The sequence below is a fragment of the Gammaproteobacteria bacterium genome (assembly GCA_034522055.1).
GTDB lineage: Bacteria > Pseudomonadota > Gammaproteobacteria > JAABTG01 > JAABTG01 > JAABTG01.
This window is the reverse complement of the sequence record JAXHLS010000006.1, coordinates 1,105,563-1,125,760: the sequence shown is the minus strand read 5'-3', so window position 1 is coordinate 1,125,760 and position 20,198 is coordinate 1,105,563. Positions and strand designations below refer to the sequence as shown.

The following is a 20,198-nucleotide window of genomic DNA, read 5'->3' as shown; positions in this document are numbered from 1 at the left end:
GGGCCGGATGTCGGGATGAATCCCGACCTACATACGTGCCCCGGAAACGGACGGTGGGGGTGTTTGTAGGTCGGGCTTCAGCCCGACAGCCTGCTTTCCGTGTCCAGGGTCTTTCCTCATCAACGAAAAAAGCCCCGCCGGGGCGGGGCTTCGTCGATCACGTTGTTGAGCGATTCGGCTCAGGCGTGGTGGGCACGGGCCCGGCTGACCGAAACCAGGCCCACCAACGCGGAGCCCAGCAGCCAGACCGCGGCCGGAACCGGCACTGCCGCGATCTCGGCACCAAACTGACCGAGGTTCAGGGAACCAAAGTTGCCGGGATCACCCGCTACGTTGATGAAATATGTGGTGCCGGCCTCTGCACTGAAGTTCGACTGGCCAGGCGCAAACAACTGGACCTTCGATTCGGTGGCACTGGCCACGGACATGATCAGCAGATTGAATTCCGTGGGGAACTCAAAGTCGGTCAGCGTGGCGGTGTACACGCCGTCTGCAGACACGGTAAAGGTGTCGTTGAATATGTTGCTCTCAGACGAGAGGAAGCTGACCGTTTCAAACTCTACGGTCGCCGCCTGTGCCGAAGAAAAGCCCAGCAACGGTAGTGCTAATGCGGCTCCGATGATTAGCTTCCTCATCGAGGCCTTCTTAAAATTCAGATCTTTAATCATGCTAATCGCTCCCAAGTGTTGAGATTCGTCTCGAACTGCAAATCAATTTCCTGCCTTTCAAGCCATGGGAAGGAGTCGCCGGGTGTCCAGCTAGCCCTTCTGTGCCCGCTTACGTGCTGATTACTTGCGTGTGGTGGGCAGTCCCTTCTGCCTCTTTGGCCCCCAGTGTCTACCAAGATGTCTTCGATGTCACATCCGTAATGTGACCGACTATGCATTTCTCGCATAAGCGCCCTGTTCATTTCGAACCTGAAAGGACTTACCGGGACCGAGCCTCTCGCCCGCCAAATTGGTATCAACCCCCTTTCGGCACCCGACCGGGTAAGTTATTGCAAGAGTCGCGCCACTCTATTGAAATCAATCCCTTGAATTTATCCTTGCGGAAGAATTGTAAGAATTCCCGACAGCCGGGAGGCGGATAAAAGGTCAGGGGCAGGCCGTTTTCGCCACGGCGGCGGATTATCTATCTATTAAACAGATGCTTAGCCGGGCGCATGGGAATATCCCCGATGTAAGAAATACCGACACCTGCGGCGGGGTCGGGGAAGGCCGCTGGCCGGGCTATGGGCGACCGGAATGCTGTTCCCACGGTGCGCTGCTTCACAGTTGAACGCAGGCGTCCATTTGCGCCTTGAGTTGGTGCAAGCCGAGGGCGTTACGGGTCGAACTGGACTGGGGAAAATGGAAAGCTGTTTGCGTCAGCCCTGCTCCAGCAGCAGCCGCAGGTCGGTGATGGCGGCGTTGGCGCGGGAGATGTAGGAGGCCATCACCAGGGAGTGGTTGGCGAACACGCCGAAGCCGTCGGCGTTGAGGATGATGGGGCTCCAGACGGTGCGGGTGGTGGGCTCCAGCTCGCGTATCACCTGCTGCAGGCTGACCCGTGCGTTCTTATTTTCCAGTACGTCACGGAAGTCGTGGTCCACGGCTTCCAGGAGATGGATGAGAGCCCAGCAGTGGCCGCGGGCCTCGAAGAAGACGTCGTCGATCTTGTTCCAAGGGGTCTTGACGAAGGTCATGTCGGGCCCGGCTTGACCTTCGGGTTCTGCGTCGCTGAACAGTGCCCGCTTGCCCACGCTGGCACTGAGGCGCTGGGAGATGCTGCCGAGGCGGTTGGCCACGCCCACCAGCCAGTCGCGCAGGTTGTCGGCACGGGGATAGAAATAGGCGGGGGGCTCGCCCTTGCCGCCGAGACGTTCCAGATAGCTGTTCAGATGCCTGATGCCCACGCCGTACTCATCCTCGGCGGCGGGCAGGACCCAGTGGGTGGTATCGGAGAAGAACATGCTCTCGGCCTTGGCGAGGTCCAGGTCCTCGGCGGACTGGCTCTGGGAACGGCTGAAGTCCAGGCGCATGGCGCGGCTCATGTCGCGGATCTGGGTGAGGACGCCGAACTCCCAGTTGCCGATGTTATCCAGGAACGCACCGGGGGGCATGACGTCGTTGGTGATGAAGCCGCCGGATTTTTCCAGCAGCGTCTCCCCCATCCTCATCAGTGTGAACGTGGTGGTGTAACCCACGGCATCCTGATGTCCCCGGGTCTGGGCATGGTGCAGGGCGGTGCCGCGGGGGGCGAAGGTGTCCGGCTCGATGCTCCACCACACGCCCAGCACCGTGCAGATGAGGGTGTAGGCTGCCAGTATGCCGCCGAGGGACCACAGCGCCAGCCGGGACTTGCCCTTGCGGTTGGACAGCCGCTCCTGCCAGCGAGTGCGCATCTCTTCTCGCCCCTCTTGGGTAAGGAACTTCAGTGCCACGCCATTGCTCCTTCCATGTGAGTGCCCCGATTCCGCTTGGCCATGGGGTGCCTATTTCTGCCTGAGCTGTCGCAGCAGGTAGCGATTGAAGTGGATGAAGACGGCGAGAAAGATCAGGACGGGTATGATGTCACCCACCACTTCCGTCAACAGCATCATGAAAATGAGGGTGGGTACCCAGAAGATCACGCGCGCCGGCAGGGGCAGGCCCACATAGAAATCCCGCAGGGTGAAAAATTCGCTGGCCCGGCCGATGGCCACCAGCCCCGACTTGAGCCAGTCAAAGATCTTCATTGCACTACTACTCCCCGGACTGCGTCGGGCCGACATCGTCATCCGACGGACCGTACGCCGATAACTCTCATGGCGATACGCGCCGCCCAAGATGATGCAAGAGGAGCGCATATCGCCATGAGAGTTCCCTCACCCCACCCCTCTCCCAGAGGGAGAGGGGGGTTCGTGCTTCGCGACTTTCACATTAAATTATTCTAGTTTAGAGTGGAGCGGCGCGGTGCGCGTTGCCCCGGGTCCTGCCCGTCCCCCTGCGGTACCGTGATCTTCCCGATCAGGGGCCGCGGTGAACTCGTTTGACGTTTTTATAACATGTCATCCGCGAGAACCCAACTCGCGACGTCCCTGCCGGCGCGAGAGCGCCCGGGCTCCACGCCGCCCTCAGTTTCCGAGCAGGGTGTCCTTCGCGAGGTTGATGCGGGAGGCGAGCCAGTCGCTGCCGCCGCGGTCGGGGTGGAGTTTCTGCATCAGGCGCCGGTGCGCTTCGCGGATGGCCTTGTTGTCGGCGCCGGCCTGGAGGCCGAGGATGGCGAGGGCCTCTTCGTGGCTCATGGGGCCACCGCCGTCCCCTTGGCCACCCGCGCCGGCGCGCTTCTCGTGGCCGCTGTCCTCGCGCCACTCCTGGCCGTGGTGGCGGTCCAGGTAGGCCTCCAGCACGGCGGCGGATTGCTGATCCTGGCGCCGGTATTCCCCCACCAACTCCACCAGGGTCTCGAGGGGCAACTGTGACAGGCGGGTACCCTGGTGGGGGCCGTCGATGATCTCGCCGTCCATCTCACCGCTGGCGTGCTCGAGGGTCATGGTGAGAAAGCGCGTGCGAATGGTGGAGACCCGGCCTCCCGGGTTGCTACCGCCGCCGGCGCCCGCCACTCCCGGGACGGAAATCCCCACCATGCGCAGTACCTGCTGTACCAGGGGCAAAAAACGCACCAGCATGAAACCCCGTTGCACCAGCGGCACCATGGCGCCCAGGGCCACGAAGATCCAGTGCAGCCGGCCGGTGGCGGCCAGCACCACGAGCAGGCCGATGCCCCCGTAGATGAGCCCCTGACGCATGCCACGGGCCACTTTGTGGGGCGGCGTGCGGGCGAACCAGCGCAGCAGCAGGTAGACGCCCACGCCCACGGCGATGAGGATGATGAGGCGCCCCAGCATGTCAGCGTTTCATCTGGTGGGTGAGTTCCCTGACCACCCGCCCGCCGTTGCGGGCCAGGCGCTCGAGCGCCGGGATGCCGCCGGCGGCATAGGCGGCTACGGCGCGCAGCAGTTCCTTCAGCTGCTCCGCGCTGCCGGCATCCAGGCGACAGTAGGCGCCGCGGGTGAGGCGGGCCACGGCACGGAACACCGGCTCCGCCCGGGGGTCGTGCCCGTCCTGGAACATGAAGGCGGGTATGCCGAGGAGGGCGAGTTCGCCGGCCAGGCTTTCCAGGGCGGCGGGGTCCTCTTCCATGCAGTCGCCCACGAACACCAGGGCATTGATGCGGCCCGTGCGGGCTTCGTCGATGGTGTGTTTGAGGACGCGCCCGATCTGGGTCTGGCCGGCCGCGCAGCGGACCCGGGTAATCTCCTTCAGCAGGGCCGCGGCGTCATGGCTCCAGGGGCTGGCGTGGAATTCCATGAAGCCCCGGTACCAGCACAATTGGATCCGCAGGCTGCCGGCCGCCCCCGCCGCCTGGAACATCTCGGCCTGGATGTGGGTGGCGCGATCCCACGCTGGTTCCCGGCTCGCGGTGGCGTCCATGGCGAAGACGAGGCGGCCTGTCTTGCCCGCCGCCGCGGGTTTGGGCATGGACGCCACCTGGTCGAGGAAGGCATCCACCTCGGCGTTGGATGCGCGGGGCTCGAGGGAGCCGTGTTTGTTGCCGGACATGATCGCTTTACGGGGTTCCGGAGAGTATTGCTCAATGGTATCAGGGACCGCGGCCCCGGCGGCAGGGTTCCTTTGGCATCGATGTTACCCACCCGTATGGTGGGTGGGGGGGCAAAACAGTAGAATGCACGCCGCATTCAGCATCGGGCCCGCCCGATCAACATTCTGCAAACGTCCAGGGGGAGTGAAATGTCCGTAGGGGAAATCTGCAACCGCGATGTGGTGACGACGGGGATGGAGACATCCATCGCCGAGGCGAGCAAGCTCATGCGCAGGCATCACGTGGGCTGCCTCATCATCGTGGAAGGCGAGGAGGACAAGGCGAAGCCCCTCGGCGTGGTGACGGATCGCGACCTGGTGGTGGAGGTACTGGCCAAGGACCTGCCCCTGGATGGGGTGGTGGGGGACCTCACCAGCCCCGAGCTGCTCATCGCCCGGGAATCCGATGGCATCTGGGAGACCATCCTGCGCATGCGGGCCATGGGGGTGCGGCGCCTGCCCGTCGTGGACGACGTGGACCATTACCTCGCGGGCGTGCTCAGCATGGACGATCTGCTGGAGTTCCTGGCCGGCGAGCTGTCGGACCTGTCCAAGCTCATCCGGCGCGAGGGCCGGCGGGAAGCGGAAATCCGCGCGGATTGAGGCTCGCCATGGGGCCGGGATGTCGGGATGGATCCCGACATCCGTGCCGCGGGAACGAGCGGGGGGTACGTGTAGGTCGGGCTTCAGCCCGACAGGTATAGGTCGGGCTTCAGCCCGACAGGCGTGGGGTGGGCTCTGCGGCAGGCAGGAGCAGGGTGACGGTGGTGCCTTGGTCGGTGTTCGAGGTGATCCGCAGTTCTCCGCCGTGGGCCTCCACCAGGCGCTTGACGATGCCGAGGCCGAGGCCGGTGCCGCCGGGCTTGGTGGTGAAGAACGGGTCCGTCAGGCGCTCCAGATTGGTGGCGGGGATGGGGTCGCCGAGGTTGTGGACGCTCAAGGCCACGTAGAGGGAATCCGGGGCCCGGGTGATGGTCCAGCGGATGGGGGTGCCGGGAGGGGCGGCCTCCACGGCATTCCTCGCGAGGTTGAGCAACACCTGGGTGAGGCGGTTCCAGTCGCCCTGGATTTCCACCGCTTCACTCGAGAGTTCGAACGTCTGACCCTTCTCCTCTGCGAGGCCCCGGTAGGTGTCCAGGAAGTCCTGCACCTTGGCCGGCAGGGGGATAGTGTCCAGGTGCAGGGCGACGGGCTTGGAATAGAGCAGGATCTCCTCCAGCAGGCGTTCCACCCGGCGGGTCTCCTGGGCGGCGAGGTCGGCGCGCTTGCGCGCCTTGTCGGGCAGTTCGACGTTCTGGAAATACTGCAGGGCCATGGAGATGGTGGCCAGGGGGTTGCGGACCTCGTGGACGATACCGGAGGTGAACTCGCCGATGGCGGCCAGGCGGGTCTGCTCCGCCAGCTTGACGGTCTTGCCGAAGGAATGGGTGATGAGCTGGCCCACGTTGCCCAGGAGTTCCAGGTGGGCCGGCGTATAGGCGGAGGGCTGGCGGGTGGCGAACACCAGCATGCCGCGCAGGGTGTCCTGGTCCGTGAAGGGCAGGATGATGGCGCTGCCGAGGCCCATGCCGGCCAGATAGTCCAGAAACGGCGACGGGGTGTCTTCCGCGGCGACGGCGCGGGCGATGTCGTCCACGTGGACCGTCTCTGACGTCTCGAGGGCGCGCACCAGCACGGGGTCCTGCAGGGGGAAGGTGCGTCGCAGGTGACGGGGCGCCACGCTACGGTCGCACTCCTGGTCCAGGCTGAGGCCGGTGCCGTCGCGGGTGCTGAACAGCGCCCCCACCCAATCCAGGGGCAGCAGGGGGCTGAACTCCTCGCGCACGAACAACAGGGTCTCGGTGAGGTCGCTGCCCTGCTGGATGCAGTCGATGAGGCGGAACAGGCGATGGAGACGGGCGGAGAGACGGTTGAAGGCGTCCGTCATCTCCCGCAGCTCGGTGACGCCGCCCACTCTGATCTGATGGCCGAAGTCCCCCCGCGCCACCTGCCGGAAGCCCCTCAGGGCGATGCGCAGGGGGCGCATGACCCGCAACACGAACCACAGGATGGTGACCAGGGTAATGGCGACCATGGCCACCAGCCCGATACGGTTGGCCTGATTGATGCGTTCGAGACGCTCCCCCACCACCCGCTGGGTCTCCGACACCATGGCGGTGGTGGCGGCATCCAGCTCCTCGCGGTGGTCGATGATGAACTCCGAGGCCCATTCCAGGCGCGGCTCGTCGGGGTCATCGCCGAGTTTTTCCTTGAGGCCGGAGCGGTAACGTTGCCACACCTCCGCCAGGCGCTCGAGGGCGTCCTGGCCCCGATCGTCCAACATGGGCATGACCGGATGTTCGAGGCCCGTGAGTTCGGGCGACAGCCGCCCGGCGCCGAAGCCCGCCATGATGGTGTCGAAGGCCCGTACCTGGGCCATGAGGTCCTGGTAATAGAGGCGCACGTCCCGGTAGTAGGTAGCGTAGTCCCGGGGCGCGTTTTCCTTGTAGTTCATGCCCTGGAAGGCGAGCTGGTGGGCCGCCGTCTCGAGCCGGCCGGCCAGTTGCAACGCGGCGTTGTCATCGCGGTGCTGGGCGATGTGCTTAAGGGCCAGCAGGGCGAGCAGGCCGCACAGCATCACCAGCAGCAGCAATACCGCGACGATCTGGAAGCGCAGGCTGTTGAGGAATGGGATCAAGTCACGGGTCCATTAAGCTGGAATAACAGGGTACGGGAGTCTTTGACGGTGCGGTGTCCCGGTACCAATATCGAAAGACCGGCCGCCGGCGCCCGTTGTTTCAACCACCCGGGGGATCCTCCCGGCAGATGGACCACGGGATGACGTAGTGCTCGCCCCCATGGTCACCGCTGTGGACGCCGATATGGTAGGTGGTCCCGAGGTGGGCGGCGGTCAGCACCGTGGTGGGCGGTCCCTCGGCCACCACGCGGCCGTGATCCAGCAGCACCAGGCGGTGGCAGAAGCGCGCGGCGAGGGTCAGGTCGTGGAGCACCACCAGCACCCCATGGCCGGCGGCGGCATGGCCCCGCAGCAGGCTCATGGCGGACAGCTGATGGTAGGGGTCCAGTGCCGCCACCGGCTCGTCGGCCAGCAGGATGTCGGGCTCCCCCGCCAACACGCGGGCCAGGTGGACCCGCAGGCGCTCACCGCCGGACAGGGTATCCACATGACGTTCGGCCAGATGGTTGGTGCCGGTCTGCTCCAGGGCTCGCTGCACCGCCTCATGGTCGGCGGTGGCGGGGCCGCGCCACGGCGCCCGGTGGGGCAGGCGGCCCAGGGCCACCACGTCGTAGACCCGCAGCGGCCACTGGGCGGCGCCGGTCTGGGGCAGGTAGGCCACTCGGCGGGCCACGCGGCGCCGGTCCATGGTGTGGAGCGGCCGGCCGTCCAGGGTGACATGGCCGGCATCCGTGGCCTGGAGACCCAGCAGGGCCCGCACCAGGGTGCTCTTGCCCGAGCCGTTGGGTCCGATGAGCCCCACCAGTTCATGGGGCCTGAGGGCCAGGGAGACCCCCTGCAAGGCCTCGAAGGCACCGAAGCTGACCCGGATGTCATGACCCTGGAGTTCCATCACAACATGCGCCGGCGGTAGTGGAGCACCAGGTAGAGGAAGAACGGCGCCCCCACCAGGGCGGTGACCACCCCCAGTTTGAGCTCCTGACCGCCCTCCAGCAGGCGCACCACCAGGTCCGCCGCCAACACCAGCACCGCACCCCCCAGGGCGCTGGCGGGCAGCAGGGCGCCGGGGCGGTGGGCCACCAGGGGGCGCAGCAGATGGGGCACCACCAGGCCGACGAAGCCCACCACGCCGCTCACCGCCACCGCGGCGCCGACGCTCAGGGCGCTGCCCAGCACCACCCGGTTGCGCACCGAGGCGATGCCGAAACCCAGGCTGGCAGCGGCGTCCTCCCCCAGGGTGAGGGCATCCAGGGCGCGGCCGGTGCTGAGGAGCAGCAGCCAGCCGGGCAGCATCAGGGGCAGGGCGAGACGGACATGTTCCATGCTGCGATCCCCCAGGGAGCCGAGGAGCCAGAAGAACACCTCGTAGGCGGCGAAAGGGTTGGGGGACAGGTTCAACGCCAGGGCGGTGAGGGCGCCGGCCAGGCTGTTCAGGGCCACGCCGGCCAGCACCAGGGCCAGCAGGCTCTCGCCGCGCCCGGCCAGCATATAAAGTAGGGACACCGCCGCCAGGGCCCCCGTCACACCCCCCAGGGGCAGGGCCAGGGGGAAGGCTTGGCTGAGGCCGCTGTAGAACACCGCCACCGCCCCGAGGGCGGCACAACTGGAGATGCCGATGACCCCGGGCTCCGCCAGGGGGTTGCGCAGCAGCCCCTGGAGGGCGGCCCCGGCGAGGCCGAGGGTGGCCCCTACCAGCACGGCCAGGAGGGTGCGCGGCAGGCGCAGCTCCTGGACGATGAGGGCGGCCAGGGAGTCCTCCCGCGACCACAGGGCAGGCGCGATATCCAGCCACGGGATGGGTGCCCGGCCCGCTCCCAGAGAGGCCAGGGCCAGTATCACCACGACCGCCACCAGGCTGATGTAGAGGGCCGCGGTGCGGCCGGTACCGGGGCTCATGGGGGCGATGCCGCGCGCTGCAGGCGCTCCACCGCTTCCACCAGGTAGTGACCCGGACAGGCCCAGAAGCGTTCGGGCAGGTTCACCAGCCGCGGTGCCGTGGCGGTCTTCACGTAACGGCGGAACACCGGGTGCTCCAACAGGGCCTGGCCGCGACTGGGCCAGCCCTGATGGGCGCCCAGCACCACTACTTCGGGACGGCCGTGGAGCAATTCCTCCAGGGACAGGTAGCCGGCGCCTTCCAGGCCCTGCTCGGCGGCGAGGTTGCGCAGGCCCGCGGCCCGCAGCACGTCGTCCGCCAGGGTGTCGGCGCCGTAGGTGAGCCCGTTGGCTTGGAACACCACGGCGCGGGGACCGGCGGCGGGCGCCCGGGCGGCGGCGGCGAGGGCGGCGAGGCGCCGGGCGTAGGCCTCGCCCTGTTGCGGCCGGCCCAGCAGCCGGGCCGTGTCCCGGTACAGGTCCGGCAGCGCCGCGAGGCTTTGGGGTGAGGCGATGACCGCCACCGGGATCCCCTGGCGCTCCAGCAGGCGCAGGCTGGGGGAGGGAGAGAAGCCGCTGGCGAGCACCAGGTCGGGCGCGAGGGCGAGCAGTTCCTCGGCGTGGCCGTGATTGATGGGAAAGTCCCGCATACTCGCTTCGTAGTAGGACACCAGGGGATCCACGGCGAGGTGACTGAGGGAGGCGATTTGCGCCGCCGCGGCCAGTTCGTAGAGCAGCACGTCGGTGCACAGGTTCATGGAGGCCACCCGCGACGGCGCGGCGACCGCGGTGCCGTTCGCGCCGACCGCCGCCAGCAGCAGGGCCGCGAGGATTACCGCGCGGCGCGGGATGTCAGGGCCGACCCTCACAGGTAGTGACGCCGCAGGATCTCGTTGGTGAAGGCGGTGCGCAGATAGAAGCCGCGGGGCAGGGTGAGCACCGGCGCCCCGTCGGTCCCTACGGCGCGGGTCAGGGCACGGCCGTCGGCGCCCTTGGGGCGGATCTGCAGGTAGGTGCCGAGGTGGGCGCTCAGTTGGTCCACCTCGCCCATCACCACCCGCTCCATGAGTTCTTCCCAGTCCGTGCGCAGGGCCGCCTCGAGGTCGGCCTCGGGGCTCCACAGGAGGGCGGTGCCGACACGGCGGCGGGGCAGGGGAATGGCGGGGTCGCCCTCCACCGGCAGCCACAGCACCCGGGCCAGCTTGCGGTGCACCCAGGAGGCCTCCCAGCCGGGCTCGGCGCCGCCGTCCAGGGGTACGGTGCACACGTAGGTGGATTCCCGCGGTCGTCCCGAGGCGGCCAGGGGCAGGGTCTTCATCTCCACCCCCAGAGCCTGGAAGTCCGGTTCCGCGAGGGCGCCTGCGGTGGCCCCCAACACCCGCTCCAGCAGCTGTCCCGACCAGCCCTTGCCGCTGCGGGTATCGGCGGGGAGGGGAGTGTCGTAACGGTTGGCGAGTTCCGCGAGGCTGAGACCGGCGATGGCGTGGGCACGCGCCAGCAACTCGGTCTCGCTGGCGGGCGGGGCCGTGGGGGCGGTGGCCTCAGTCACCCCGGCGCACCCCCGTCTGGCGTTCCACCAGGCCCACCCAGGTGGCGGCCAGTCCGTGGGCCGCCATCCGGGCCTCCACCTGCGCCTGTTGCGGGGCCGGCGCGACGATGACGAGACCGAGACCGGAGCTGGCCTGGAGCAGGAATTCCCGGCCGCCCACCCAGTCCAGGTAGGGCGCCAACTCCGGGGCCATGGGCAGGTTGTCCGAATAGATGGTGACACCCAGGTCGCGGGGGGCCAGAAGGATATGAAGGGCGTTGGTGAGACCGTCCTCCAGGGTGGCCACGGTGCTCGCGGTGGCGGCAAGGGCCAGGGCGCCTTCCACGGGCGGTTGCTCATCTTCCAGGGCGGCGTATGCCTGCTCCCGCGCCGCCCGGGGCAGCTGGATCTCGCCGTGCCGGTCCAGCAGGGCCAAGCCGTGGGCGCCCAGGTGCCCCGTGACGTACACCATGTCGCCGGCCGTCGGGGCAGGTGGGACGGGCAGGGCATCGGGACGCTGGCCATGGGCGATGACCGTGATGCGCCAAGGGCCCCGGGTGGTGTCGCCACCCACCAGGGCAAGGTCCAGGTGCTCGGTAATCCCGTCCAGCCCCTGCCGAAAACCCGCCAGCCAGGAGGCGTCGGCCTCGGGCAGGGTCAGCACCAGGGTCAGCCAGGCCGGGCGGGCACCCTGCAGGGCCACCTCCATGGCGGCGCCGGCCACCAGGCTTCGGGCGAGGACGGACGGATCCGGCAGGGAAGGGCCGGACAGGTGCAGTGTGCGGGTGGCGGTGACCAGGCGGTGATCATCGAGGGGCACCAGCAATGCCCCGTCATCCCCCACGCCCAGCACCACGTCGCTGCGCGGGGCTCCGACGCGGGTGAAGAATTCATCGATGATGGAGAACTCGCCGAGGGACATGGCGCAGAGCTTATACGCCCCGCCGCCCGCGACGCCAGCGCATGGTCGCCGTCAGTTATAAGTCACTTCGTCGCAGAAACTCGACTTGATGGCCTGGATGAGGCCCAGGATGCTCTGATCCCGCACGCGGTAGAAGACCTGATTGCCGGCCTTGCGATTCACCAGCACGGAGCGCTCCAGCAATTGGGACAGATGCTGGGAAATGTTGCTCTGGGACGTGTTGGTGAAATGGGCCGTGAGGCTCTGTACGGACATCTCGCCCTGACCCAGCAGACAGAGCAGCTTCAGCCTCAAGGGATGAGCCATGGCCTTGATGGCCGCGGCGGTGCGTTCCAGTTCCCGGTCGTTGCTGGCCAGGGATGCGATGAGGGCATCCAGATCGACCGCAGGAAAAACCGTACTCATACCTTCCTCCATACTCCATTACCCCTCGTTCCAAGGCCGGCGGTCCCCCACCGTGCGGTCCTCGGTTATGTTGTCCGTGCGCCCTGGATAGGCGGTTATTTAGTATATAAATATATGTTTAAATACACGTACTTTTTATGCTGTCTCTTGTACGGATTATTTACCGTATTTTGCTTAAATACCACCCCAGCAGCCGTTGCCGTCGAGCATCCGCCTGATCGAGATCATGCCTTCGATGCCGTGTTCCAGGATCACCTGGAGGGGCGTCATGTCTCCCAGCATGGGATTGGGTGTGGTGATCCAGAGGTCTGCAAGGAGGGGAGATTGGGGAAAGGTTTGGGACACCGTGCGGTCGATGGCGATGATGTGCTGGATGCGCTCCATGCGCTGGGTTTCCGTCAACACGCAGGAGTCGCCAGCTTTCCTGGCGCGCCGCCGGCTGCGTCGATCGCCACCACTGAGGAGGGCGTCGCACTCGCTGCGGGACAGGCCCCAACGGTGCAGGATGTCGCTCACGGTGTGATGAAGGGAGTCGGGATGCGATGGGTGGGTAGGGGGATGATTCATGGCCACCATGTTACCCCATGCGTCTGGATGTCGGGATGAATCCCGACCTACTAAAAGCGTAACCGCGAAAAAGCGTAACCGCGAAAGACGCGAAATGACGCGAAAAGGGAGAAGGTCAGGGAGGAGTCCGCCGATGGGGATTCCAACCCGGCGTGGGAGCATGGTGTGCGGCCGGATGTCGGGATGAATTCCGACCTACATCCGTGCCGAAGGAACGGGCGGTGGGGGAGCGCGTAGGCTGGGGTGAGGAACGAACCCCAACATGACCATGAATTCGACAACAATCGTTGGGGTTCGCGAGCTCACCCCAACCTACCATGCTCCTGGCAGCCGACGGGATCCCGGCGGGTGGCGGGCGGGATGTCGGTTGCCAGGAGCAACCGACCTACATCCGTGCCGCGGGAACCGGCGGTGGTGGTGTATTTGTAGGTCGGGCTTCAGCCCGACACCTAAGCATTGCCGAAGGCGTCGGGGGGTATCGGCGGCAGGGCCTGAAATGCCGGTCTGGCGAAGTGAAAGCCCTGGAACAGGGTGATGCCGGCGTCTTCGAGGCAGGCCAACTCCTCGCGGGTCTCGACACCTTCGGCGATGATACGAATGGACATTTCCTTACAGAACTGCACGATGCCCCGGGTGATGGCCTGACGGATTCTATCGGCGTCGATACCGCGGATGAGGGCCATGTCCAGCTTGACGATGTCGGGCTGGAAATCCGCCAGCAGATTGAGTCCGGAATGACCGGCACCGAAGTCGTCGATGGCGGTGAGGAATCCCCGCTGCTGGTAGTGCTGGATGATGCCCCGCAGGTGCTCGTGGTCGGTCACCCGCTCGCCTTCGGTGACCTCGAAGATGATGCGTTCGATGGGAAAGCCGTAGGTGGTGGCCGCCGCCAGGGTGGTGCGGATGCAGAGTTCCGGGCGGTAGACGGCGTTGGGCATGAAGTTGATGCTGAGGAGACACGGTATGGCGAGTTCGGCGGCGAGGCGAATGGCCTTGATGCGGCAGGCCTGGTCGAAGCGGTAGCGGTTGGCGTCGTTGACGTTGCTGAATACGTCCCCGGCCGGCTCGTTGCCGGGGCCGCGCACCAGGGCCTCGTAGGCGAAGACCTCCCGGTTGGAGACGTCCACGATGGGCTGAAAGGCCATGGTGAAATGGAAGTCTAGGCCGGCGCCTCCCGCGCACTCGGCACAGGTCAGTTCGCGAAAATCCTGGGGCATCTTCATGGCTTGTAATATCGTCCCTGGAGGATTAAACATTAATGTGATTGTTAAGGTGAAAGTCGCGAAGCACGAACTCCCCCTCTCCCTCTGGGACAAATCCGTCGGGAACGGATTTGAACGCGCCTCGGCGCGGCCCGCAGGGCGAAGGGCAGGATGCCCGGAGTACAGGGATGGGGTGAGGGAACGAACATGGCGATACGCGCTCCTCTTTCATCATTTCGGGTGGCGCGTATCGCCATGAGAGTTAAGATTGTAACCACCGCAACCGATTTGACAACCTGGTGGCGGGTTCACCCACTCCATGTCTTGCAATCGCACCGAGCCGGAAACTGACCTGACCGTTCTCCGGGCACCGACAGCGCCCCTCGAAGGCCTCCCCATGGATCCCGCGAAGCCATCCCGCATTCTCCTGCTCTCCGCCTATGATGCGGCCAGCCATCGTCGCTGGCGTGAACAGTTGACCGCCACCCTGTCCGCGTACCACTGGCAGGTCCTGGCCCTGCCACCCCGGCATTTCCGCTGGCGGATCCGCGGTAATGCGTTGTCCTGGCTGGAGGAACCCGCCATGTCCGGGCGCTGGGACCTGGTGGTTGCCACCTCCATGGTGGACCTGGCGGTCATCAAGGGGTTCTTCCCCGGCCTGGCCTCTACCCCCAGTGTGCTCTATATGCACGAGAACCAGTTCGCCTATCCGACAACCCATCGCCAGCATACCAGCGCCGAGCCGCGCATGGTGAACCTGTCGGCCGCGGTGGCCGCCGATGTCGTGTTGTTCAACAGTGCATGGAACCTCGAGAGCTTCCTCGACGGCGTGAATGAATTCCTCGACCGGATGCCGGACGCCGTGCCCCGGGGCCTGCTGGACGACCTCCGGAACAAGAGCCAGGTGCTGCCGGTGCCGGTGGAAGACCACCTGTTCATGACCCGTGAGAGTCCCTTGGACACGGCACGGCCGCATCTGCTGTGGAATCACCGCTGGGAGTACGACAAGGGTCCGGAACGGCTGCTGAGTCTGCTGGAGGCCCTGGAGAACCGGGGGCTGGATTTCAGGTTGAGCGTCGTGGGTGAACAGTTTCGGTCCCGGCCACCGGCCTTCGCCGCCATTCGCGAACGTCATGGCCGGCGCCTGGTGCACTGGGGCTTCATGGAACGCCGGAGCGACTACGATGCCTTGCTGGCCCGTGCCGATGTGGTGCTATCCACTGCCCTGCATGACTTCCAGGGGCTGTCCATGCTGGAGGCCATGGCCGCCGGCTGCCTGGCCCTGGCGCCGCATCGTCTCGCCTATCCGGAATACGTGCCGGCGGCCCAGCTCTACGAGAGCCACCCCCACGACCCGCAGCGGGAGGCCGAGGCGGCGGCCGCGTGCTTGATGGGCATGCTGCGGGCCGGGGAGCAGGCAGCGGCCCCGGAAGCCTGGCGATTGTCGCGGCTGGCGTCGCGCTATGGGGCCTTGTTTGAAGAGGTGATGAGGGGTGGCACTACGTCGCCCTTGTCTACGGCATTGTGATGGGATTGTTTCTCTCGCCAAGATCGCCAAGCGCGCCAAGTCAGGATCAACCCTGGTACCAGATGCCGTTCGTCTTGTCCCCGGGGGCGCGGGATATTGAACAGGCCTGCAATATTTAGTCTCTCACGGAGGCACGGAGAAAGACAGGTGGCTGGGTCTGAATGGCGGCCGTGGCGAGAGATCCCTATTCCGCATAACCAACGGAAAGCAATGCGCTCTAGTCTTGTTTCTCTGCGCCTCCGTGCCTCTGTGAGAGATAATGTTTTCTGGCTACAGCGCCTCCAGCCGCCGGTACTTGCGCGGCAGGGTTCGCATCTCCACCAGGGCGGTGAGGGCGACCTCTTTGAAGGGGGCATCCTCGTAGAGCATGGCGTAGTACTGGATCTTCATGGTCAGGGCCGCGCCGTAGACGATGCCCCCGAAGGTGACGAAGGAGCCCACTGCCAGGGTGGAGGTGCCGGTGATGGCCTGGCCGAAGGTGCAGCCGAGGCCGAGTACGCCGCCCACCCCCATGAGCAGCCCACCGGCGAGGTGGGCGGCGAAGTCGCGCCAGTCGGCGAACCACTCGAAGCGGAAGCTGCGCTGGACCATGGCATAGGCGAAGGAGCCCACCGCCACTCCCAGGCCCACCATCAGGGCGAAGGTGAGGAGACGGGTCTCGAAGCCGCTGCCCAGATAGTGGAGAAAATGGGAGGCGGGGGCCACGAAGGTGAAGGACTGGGCACCCAGGGCCTGGGGCCTCTGATCCATGAAGGCGGCCTCTTCGAGCAGGGCCTGCCCCAGGGGGCCGGCGCTCACGTACCAGCCGCTCACCACCAGCAGACCGATGACGATGCCGGCGATGACGTTGTCCGGGGTGGCCAGGAACTCCCGCGTGAAGATGCGGGGCAGCACCAGGGTGACGATGATGCCGCCGAGCAGCAGGTGCATGCCGAAACCGCTGCTCGCCCCGAACATGCCGGCGATGATGGAACCGAGTTCCTGGCTGCCGCCGCCGTGACGGGTGAGGTCGATGCCCAGGGGCTCCATCCACTGCAGGAAAACGACGTAATCGAAGTTGGTGTAGACCATGATATAGGCGGAAAAGGCTATGGCGAGGAACACCACCCCGGACTTCAGGTTGCCGCCGCCGATGCGCACCAGGGTCTTGTTGCCGCAACCGCTGGCCAGGGTCATGCCCACGCCGAAGATGAGGCCTCCCAGCAGATGGCGCAGCCACACGAAATTACCGGTGCGCACGGGAGGGAAGGACTCGGCGTTATTCGCCGTCATGGTCATGTCCACGGCCATGGTGGCCTCCAGCACCATGACCCCGAGCATGGCGGTGAATATGGCCAGCAGCCAGGCCCTCATGCGCCCGGTGTCACCCATGTTCACCCAGTCGGAGACGGCCCCCATGGTGCAGAAATTGGTCTTGTGGGCGACGGCGCCCAGAACCAGGGCGAGCCCGAAGCCGGAGAGAAGGAATTGTGTCCACATGCCAGTCGACCTCTGTGATGGGTTATAGGTACGCGCAATACTCTGAACCCGGAACGGACAGGCCGGTGTTCTCGCGACATCATCCAGAGGCGGGAGAATGCCGGTGCCTTGGTCCTGCAGCGGTCCTTATGCCGGACCTCGTTTGATGGCTGCGGACGGATGGCGCCGATCGGGGATTCCCGATTCTAATGCGGGGGTGGGGAATAGTTAATAGTGAATGGTGAATGGTGAATGGGGAATAGTGAATAGTGAATGGTGGGGTAGGTCGGCTGCTCCTGGCAGCCGACGGGCCCCCGGTGGTTTGCGGGCGCGAATGTCGGTTGCCAGGAGCAACCGACCTACGCTCTGCCCTCCACGCCCTTCACGCCCTCCACACCCTTCACGCCCTCTTGCCTTCTTCCTTTTCGCGTTACTTCGCGTTTTTCGTGGTTACGCTTTTCGCTTTTCGCTTTTCGCTTTTCGCTTTTCGCCGTTCGGCCCCGGCCCATCGGCCGGGGCCTGAGGGCGCGGTGTCACGCGGCCTTGTCGGCCGCTGCGGTGGTGTCGCCGCTGGTGATGGCGGCCTGGGCGGCCGCCAGGCGGGCGATGGGGACCCGGGGGCCGGAACAGGACACGTAGGTGAGGCCGATGTCGTGGCAGAAGCGGATGGAAGCCGGATGGCCGCCGTGCTCGCCGCAGATCCCCACCTTCATGTCGGGTCGGGTGCTGCGGCCCCAGCCCACGGCGAGTTCCATCAGGCGGCCCACGCCCTTCACGTCCAGCACCTCGAAGGGGTTGTCCTGGAGCACCTGCTTCTCGTTGTACATGGGCAGGAACTTGTTCTCGGCGTCCTCCCGGGAGAAGGAGAAGGCGGCCTGGGTGAGGTCGTTGGTGCCGAAGGAGAAGAAATCGGCGTGCTCCGCCAGGTTGTCCGCGCGCATGCAGGCCCGCACCACCTCGATCATGGTGCCGAACTTGAAGTTGAGGGTGACGCCGTAGTGGGTCTCCACGGCCTTGCGGATGCCGTCCACGGACTCCCGCACCCGCATGAGTTCCTGGGCCGTGCAGACCTGGGGCACCATGATCTCGGGATAGACCTCCAGCCCTTCCTGGGTGCACTCGGCGGCGGCCTCCAGCACGGCGCGGATCTGCATGCCGTAGATCTCGGGGAAGGTGAGCCCCAGGCGCACGCCGCGATGGCCCAGCATGGGGTTCACCTCGGACAGGGTGCGCACCTTGCGTAACATGGTCTCCTTGCGGTCGATGGCCTCGTCCACCAGGCGCGGATCGGCCAGCTTGGTGACGTTGGGATGCTCGCTGGTGGTGCGGTACATGAAGTCCACGGCGTCCGCCAGAATATTCATGCCCAGCAGGGTCTCCTTGAGGTGATGGAGTTGCTCCAGCTCGTGCACGAGCTGGTTCTCCGAGGGCAGGAACTCGTGGATGGGCGGGTCCAGCAGGCGAATGGTGACCGGGCGCGGGGCCATGGTGGAGAACAGGCCCTTGAAGTCGGCACGCTGGATGGGCAGCAGCTTGTCGAGGGCGCGCTGGCGATCCTCCCGGGTGTCGGCGACGATCATCTCCACCACGATGGGCAGGCGCTCGGAGGCGTTGAACATGCGTTCGGTGCGGCACAGGCCGATGCCCATGGCACCGTATTCCAGGGCCTTGATGGCATCCTCGGGGGTGTCGGCGTTGGCCATCACCTTGAGGGTGGCGGTCTCGTCGGCCCACTCCAGCAGGGTCTCCAGCTCGCGGGAGAACTCGGCCTCCTTCATGGGCACCTCGCCCAGGAAGACATCGCCACTGGTGCCGTCGATGGTGATGAGGTCGCCCTCGCTGATGGTGGTGTCACCGATGAAGGCCTCGCGCATGGCGACGTCCACCCGGATGCCCTCGGCGCCGGCGACGCAGGGTTTGCCCATGCCGCGGGCCACCACGGCGGCGTGGCTGGTCTTGCCGCCACGGGAGGTGAGGATCCCCTTGGAGGCGAAGAAGCCGTGGATGTCCTCGGGCTTGGTCTCCTCGCGCACCAGGATGACGCGATGGCCGGTCTTGCCCAGCTGCTCGGCGCGGTCGGCATCGAACACCGCACGACCCACCGCGGCGCCGGGGGAGGCGGGCAGGCCGCGGGCGATGGCCTTCACCTTGGCGGTGGGGTCGAGCTGCGGGAACAGCAGCTGCTCCAGGGCATCGGGCGGGATGCGCATGAGGGCCTCGGACTTGGTGAGCAGGCCGTCACGCACCATCTCTACGGAGGTGCGCACCAGGGCCACGGCGTTCATCTTGCCGTTACGGGTCTGGAGGCAGTAGAGCTGGCCCTTCTCGATGGTGAATTCGAAGTCCTGGACCTCCCTGTAATGGCTTTCCAGGCGGTTACGCAGCTCCACCAGCTGGCGGTAGAGTTCGGGCATCTCCTCGTGCAGGGCATCGATCGGCTTCGGCGTGCGGATCCCCGCCACCACATCCTCGCCCTGGGCGTTCACGAGGTATTCGCCGTACATGCGGTTCTCCCCGGTATCCGGGTAGCGGGTGAAGCCGACGCCGGTGGCCGAGTCGTTGCCGAGGTTGCCGAACACCATGGTCACCACGTTCACGGCGGTGCCGTTGGCCATGTCCGGGGTGATGTGGAACTCGCGCCGGTAGTCCACGGCGCGGCGCCCGCTCCAGGAGCGGAACACCGCCTTGATGGCGATCTCCAGCTGTTGCAGCGGATCCTCGGGGAAGGGATGGCCGGTCTCCCGTTCCACCACGTCGAGGAAGCGGTCGGAGATCTCCTTGAGGTCGCGGGCCGACAGGCCCACGTCTGTCTTGACGCCGGCCCGTTGCTTGACGGCCTCGAACTCCTCGTCGAAGGCCTCGTCGGAGACCCCCAGGGCCACCTTGCCGAAGAGCTGGATGAAGCGGCGGTAGGCATCGAAGCCGAAGCGCTCGTCGCCGCTCTGCTTGATGAGGCCCCGCAGGGTCTCGGTGTTGAGGCCGAGGTTGAGGATGGTGTCCATCATGCCGGGCATGGACATGGCCGAGCCTGAGCGTACGGATACCAGCAGCGGGTCGTCGGTGCCGCCGAATATCTTGCCCGTCTGGTCCTCCACCCGCTGCAGATGCCCGCGTACCTCGTCCATGAGGCTGGCGGGCAGTTCGTCGTCGGTACTGGCGAGGTAGTCCAGGCACGCCGCGGTGGAGATGACGAAGCCCGGTGGGACGTTGAGACCGATCTGGGTCATCTCGCACAGGTTGGCGCCCTTGCCGCCCAGCAGGTGCTTGTTCTTGCCGTCGCCTTCAGAAAAATCGAATACCCATTTCTTTGTCATAATTTTGTTCCTCCGAACAGGTGTTGCTCGTGATTGCGTGAAGCCCCCGGTTGGGAACCCCGTGTTCTGGTGCTGTATGCGTCCCTGCCCCGGGCGCGGT

At 66.0% G+C, this 20,198-nt stretch carries 18 protein-coding genes; 2 read left to right on the top strand and 16 right to left on the bottom strand.

Annotated elements, in window-relative coordinates; all coding sequences use genetic code 11:
- Window positions 1-179 precede the first annotated feature (179 nt).
- The 5 genes from U5S82_23955 to U5S82_23935 form a co-directional block, all read right to left on the bottom strand.
- On the bottom strand, window positions 180-668 hold the full coding sequence (locus tag U5S82_23955) for a hypothetical protein (protein MDZ7754621.1): 489 nt from the start codon (window positions 666-668) through the stop codon (window positions 180-182).
- Window positions 669-1,366: 698 nt separating this feature from the next.
- Entirely contained in the window at window positions 1,367-2,422 is a 1,056-nt protein-coding gene (locus U5S82_23950; GenBank protein MDZ7754620.1) for a DUF2333 family protein, read from the bottom strand.
- A 51-nt stretch (window positions 2,423-2,473) separates the two neighbouring features.
- Window positions 2,474-2,716, bottom strand: coding sequence for a hypothetical protein (locus U5S82_23945; protein ID MDZ7754619.1), 243 nt, complete (start codon window positions 2,714-2,716; stop codon window positions 2,474-2,476).
- Window positions 2,717-3,094: 378 nt separating this feature from the next.
- Window positions 3,095-3,868 carry a molecular chaperone DnaJ gene (locus tag U5S82_23940; protein MDZ7754618.1) on the bottom strand — a complete coding sequence of 258 codons (774 nt, stop codon included), beginning with the start codon at window positions 3,866-3,868 and terminating at the stop codon, window positions 3,095-3,097.
- 1 nt (window position 3,869) lies between these two features.
- Entirely contained in the window at window positions 3,870-4,583 is a 714-nt protein-coding gene (locus tag U5S82_23935) for a VWA domain-containing protein (protein ID MDZ7754617.1), read from the bottom strand.
- Window positions 4,584-4,772: 189 nt separating this feature from the next.
- Here U5S82_23935 and U5S82_23930 point away from each other — a divergent pair, with 189 nt between their 5' ends.
- The gene (locus U5S82_23930) at window positions 4,773-5,225 is read left to right on the top strand and encodes a CBS domain-containing protein (GenBank protein ID MDZ7754616.1); all 453 of its coding nucleotides are present in this window, start codon (window positions 4,773-4,775) and stop codon (window positions 5,223-5,225) included.
- Between the two features lie 109 nt (window positions 5,226-5,334).
- Here the strand turns inward: U5S82_23930 and U5S82_23925 are convergent, their stop codons facing one another.
- The 9 genes from U5S82_23925 to U5S82_23885 form a co-directional block, all read right to left on the bottom strand.
- The gene (locus U5S82_23925) at window positions 5,335-7,299 is read right to left on the bottom strand and encodes an ATP-binding protein (protein ID MDZ7754615.1); all 1,965 of its coding nucleotides are present in this window, start codon (window positions 7,297-7,299) and stop codon (window positions 5,335-5,337) included.
- 100 nt (window positions 7,300-7,399) lie between these two features.
- Window positions 7,400-8,191 (bottom strand): ABC transporter ATP-binding protein, encoded by a 792-nt coding sequence (locus U5S82_23920; GenBank protein ID MDZ7754614.1) that lies wholly within the window; start codon window positions 8,189-8,191, stop codon window positions 7,400-7,402.
- A complete protein-coding gene (locus U5S82_23915) occupies window positions 8,191-9,195 on the bottom strand; it encodes an iron ABC transporter permease (protein ID MDZ7754613.1) in 1,005 nt (334 codons plus the stop codon). The genes U5S82_23920 and U5S82_23915 overlap by 1 nt, the downstream gene beginning before the upstream one ends.
- Window positions 9,192-10,043 carry an ABC transporter substrate-binding protein gene (locus U5S82_23910; GenBank protein ID MDZ7754612.1) on the bottom strand — a complete coding sequence of 284 codons (852 nt, stop codon included), beginning with the start codon at window positions 10,041-10,043 and terminating at the stop codon, window positions 9,192-9,194. The genes U5S82_23915 and U5S82_23910 overlap by 4 nt, the downstream gene beginning before the upstream one ends.
- A complete protein-coding gene (mutH, locus tag U5S82_23905) occupies window positions 10,040-10,723 on the bottom strand; it encodes a DNA mismatch repair endonuclease MutH (GenBank protein ID MDZ7754611.1) in 684 nt (227 codons plus the stop codon). Before mutH ends, U5S82_23910 begins: the two co-directional genes overlap by 4 nt.
- Window positions 10,716-11,624 (bottom strand): AIR synthase related protein, encoded by a 909-nt coding sequence (locus tag U5S82_23900; GenBank protein ID MDZ7754610.1) that lies wholly within the window; start codon window positions 11,622-11,624, stop codon window positions 10,716-10,718. The genes mutH and U5S82_23900 overlap by 8 nt, the downstream gene beginning before the upstream one ends.
- Window positions 11,625-11,675: 51 nt before the next feature.
- On the bottom strand, window positions 11,676-12,029 hold the full coding sequence (locus U5S82_23895; protein MDZ7754609.1) for a metalloregulator ArsR/SmtB family transcription factor: 354 nt from the start codon (window positions 12,027-12,029) through the stop codon (window positions 11,676-11,678).
- Window positions 12,030-12,203: 174 nt separating this feature from the next.
- Window positions 12,204-12,596, bottom strand: coding sequence for an MbcA/ParS/Xre antitoxin family protein (locus U5S82_23890; protein MDZ7754608.1), 393 nt, complete (start codon window positions 12,594-12,596; stop codon window positions 12,204-12,206).
- A 449-nt stretch (window positions 12,597-13,045) separates the two neighbouring features.
- Window positions 13,046-13,819: an EAL domain-containing protein gene (locus tag U5S82_23885; protein ID MDZ7754607.1), complete on the bottom strand. Its 774-nt coding sequence runs from the start codon at window positions 13,817-13,819 to the stop codon at window positions 13,046-13,048.
- A gap of 376 nt (window positions 13,820-14,195) precedes the next feature.
- On the opposite strand from U5S82_23885, the gene U5S82_23880 reads away from it, so the two are divergent.
- Window positions 14,196-15,326 (top strand): DUF3524 domain-containing protein, encoded by a 1,131-nt coding sequence (locus U5S82_23880; protein MDZ7754606.1) that lies wholly within the window; start codon window positions 14,196-14,198, stop codon window positions 15,324-15,326.
- A 270-nt stretch (window positions 15,327-15,596) separates the two neighbouring features.
- Here the strand turns inward: U5S82_23880 and U5S82_23875 are convergent, their stop codons facing one another.
- Together U5S82_23875 and ppdK are read right to left on the bottom strand one after the other, a co-directional pair.
- A complete protein-coding gene (locus U5S82_23875; protein MDZ7754605.1) occupies window positions 15,597-16,805 on the bottom strand; it encodes a YeeE/YedE family protein in 1,209 nt (402 codons plus the stop codon).
- A gap of 512 nt (window positions 16,806-17,317) precedes the next feature.
- On the bottom strand, window positions 17,318-20,098 hold the full coding sequence (gene ppdK / locus U5S82_23870; GenBank protein MDZ7754604.1) for a pyruvate, phosphate dikinase: 2,781 nt from the start codon (window positions 20,096-20,098) through the stop codon (window positions 17,318-17,320).
- Window positions 20,099-20,198 lie beyond the last annotated feature (100 nt).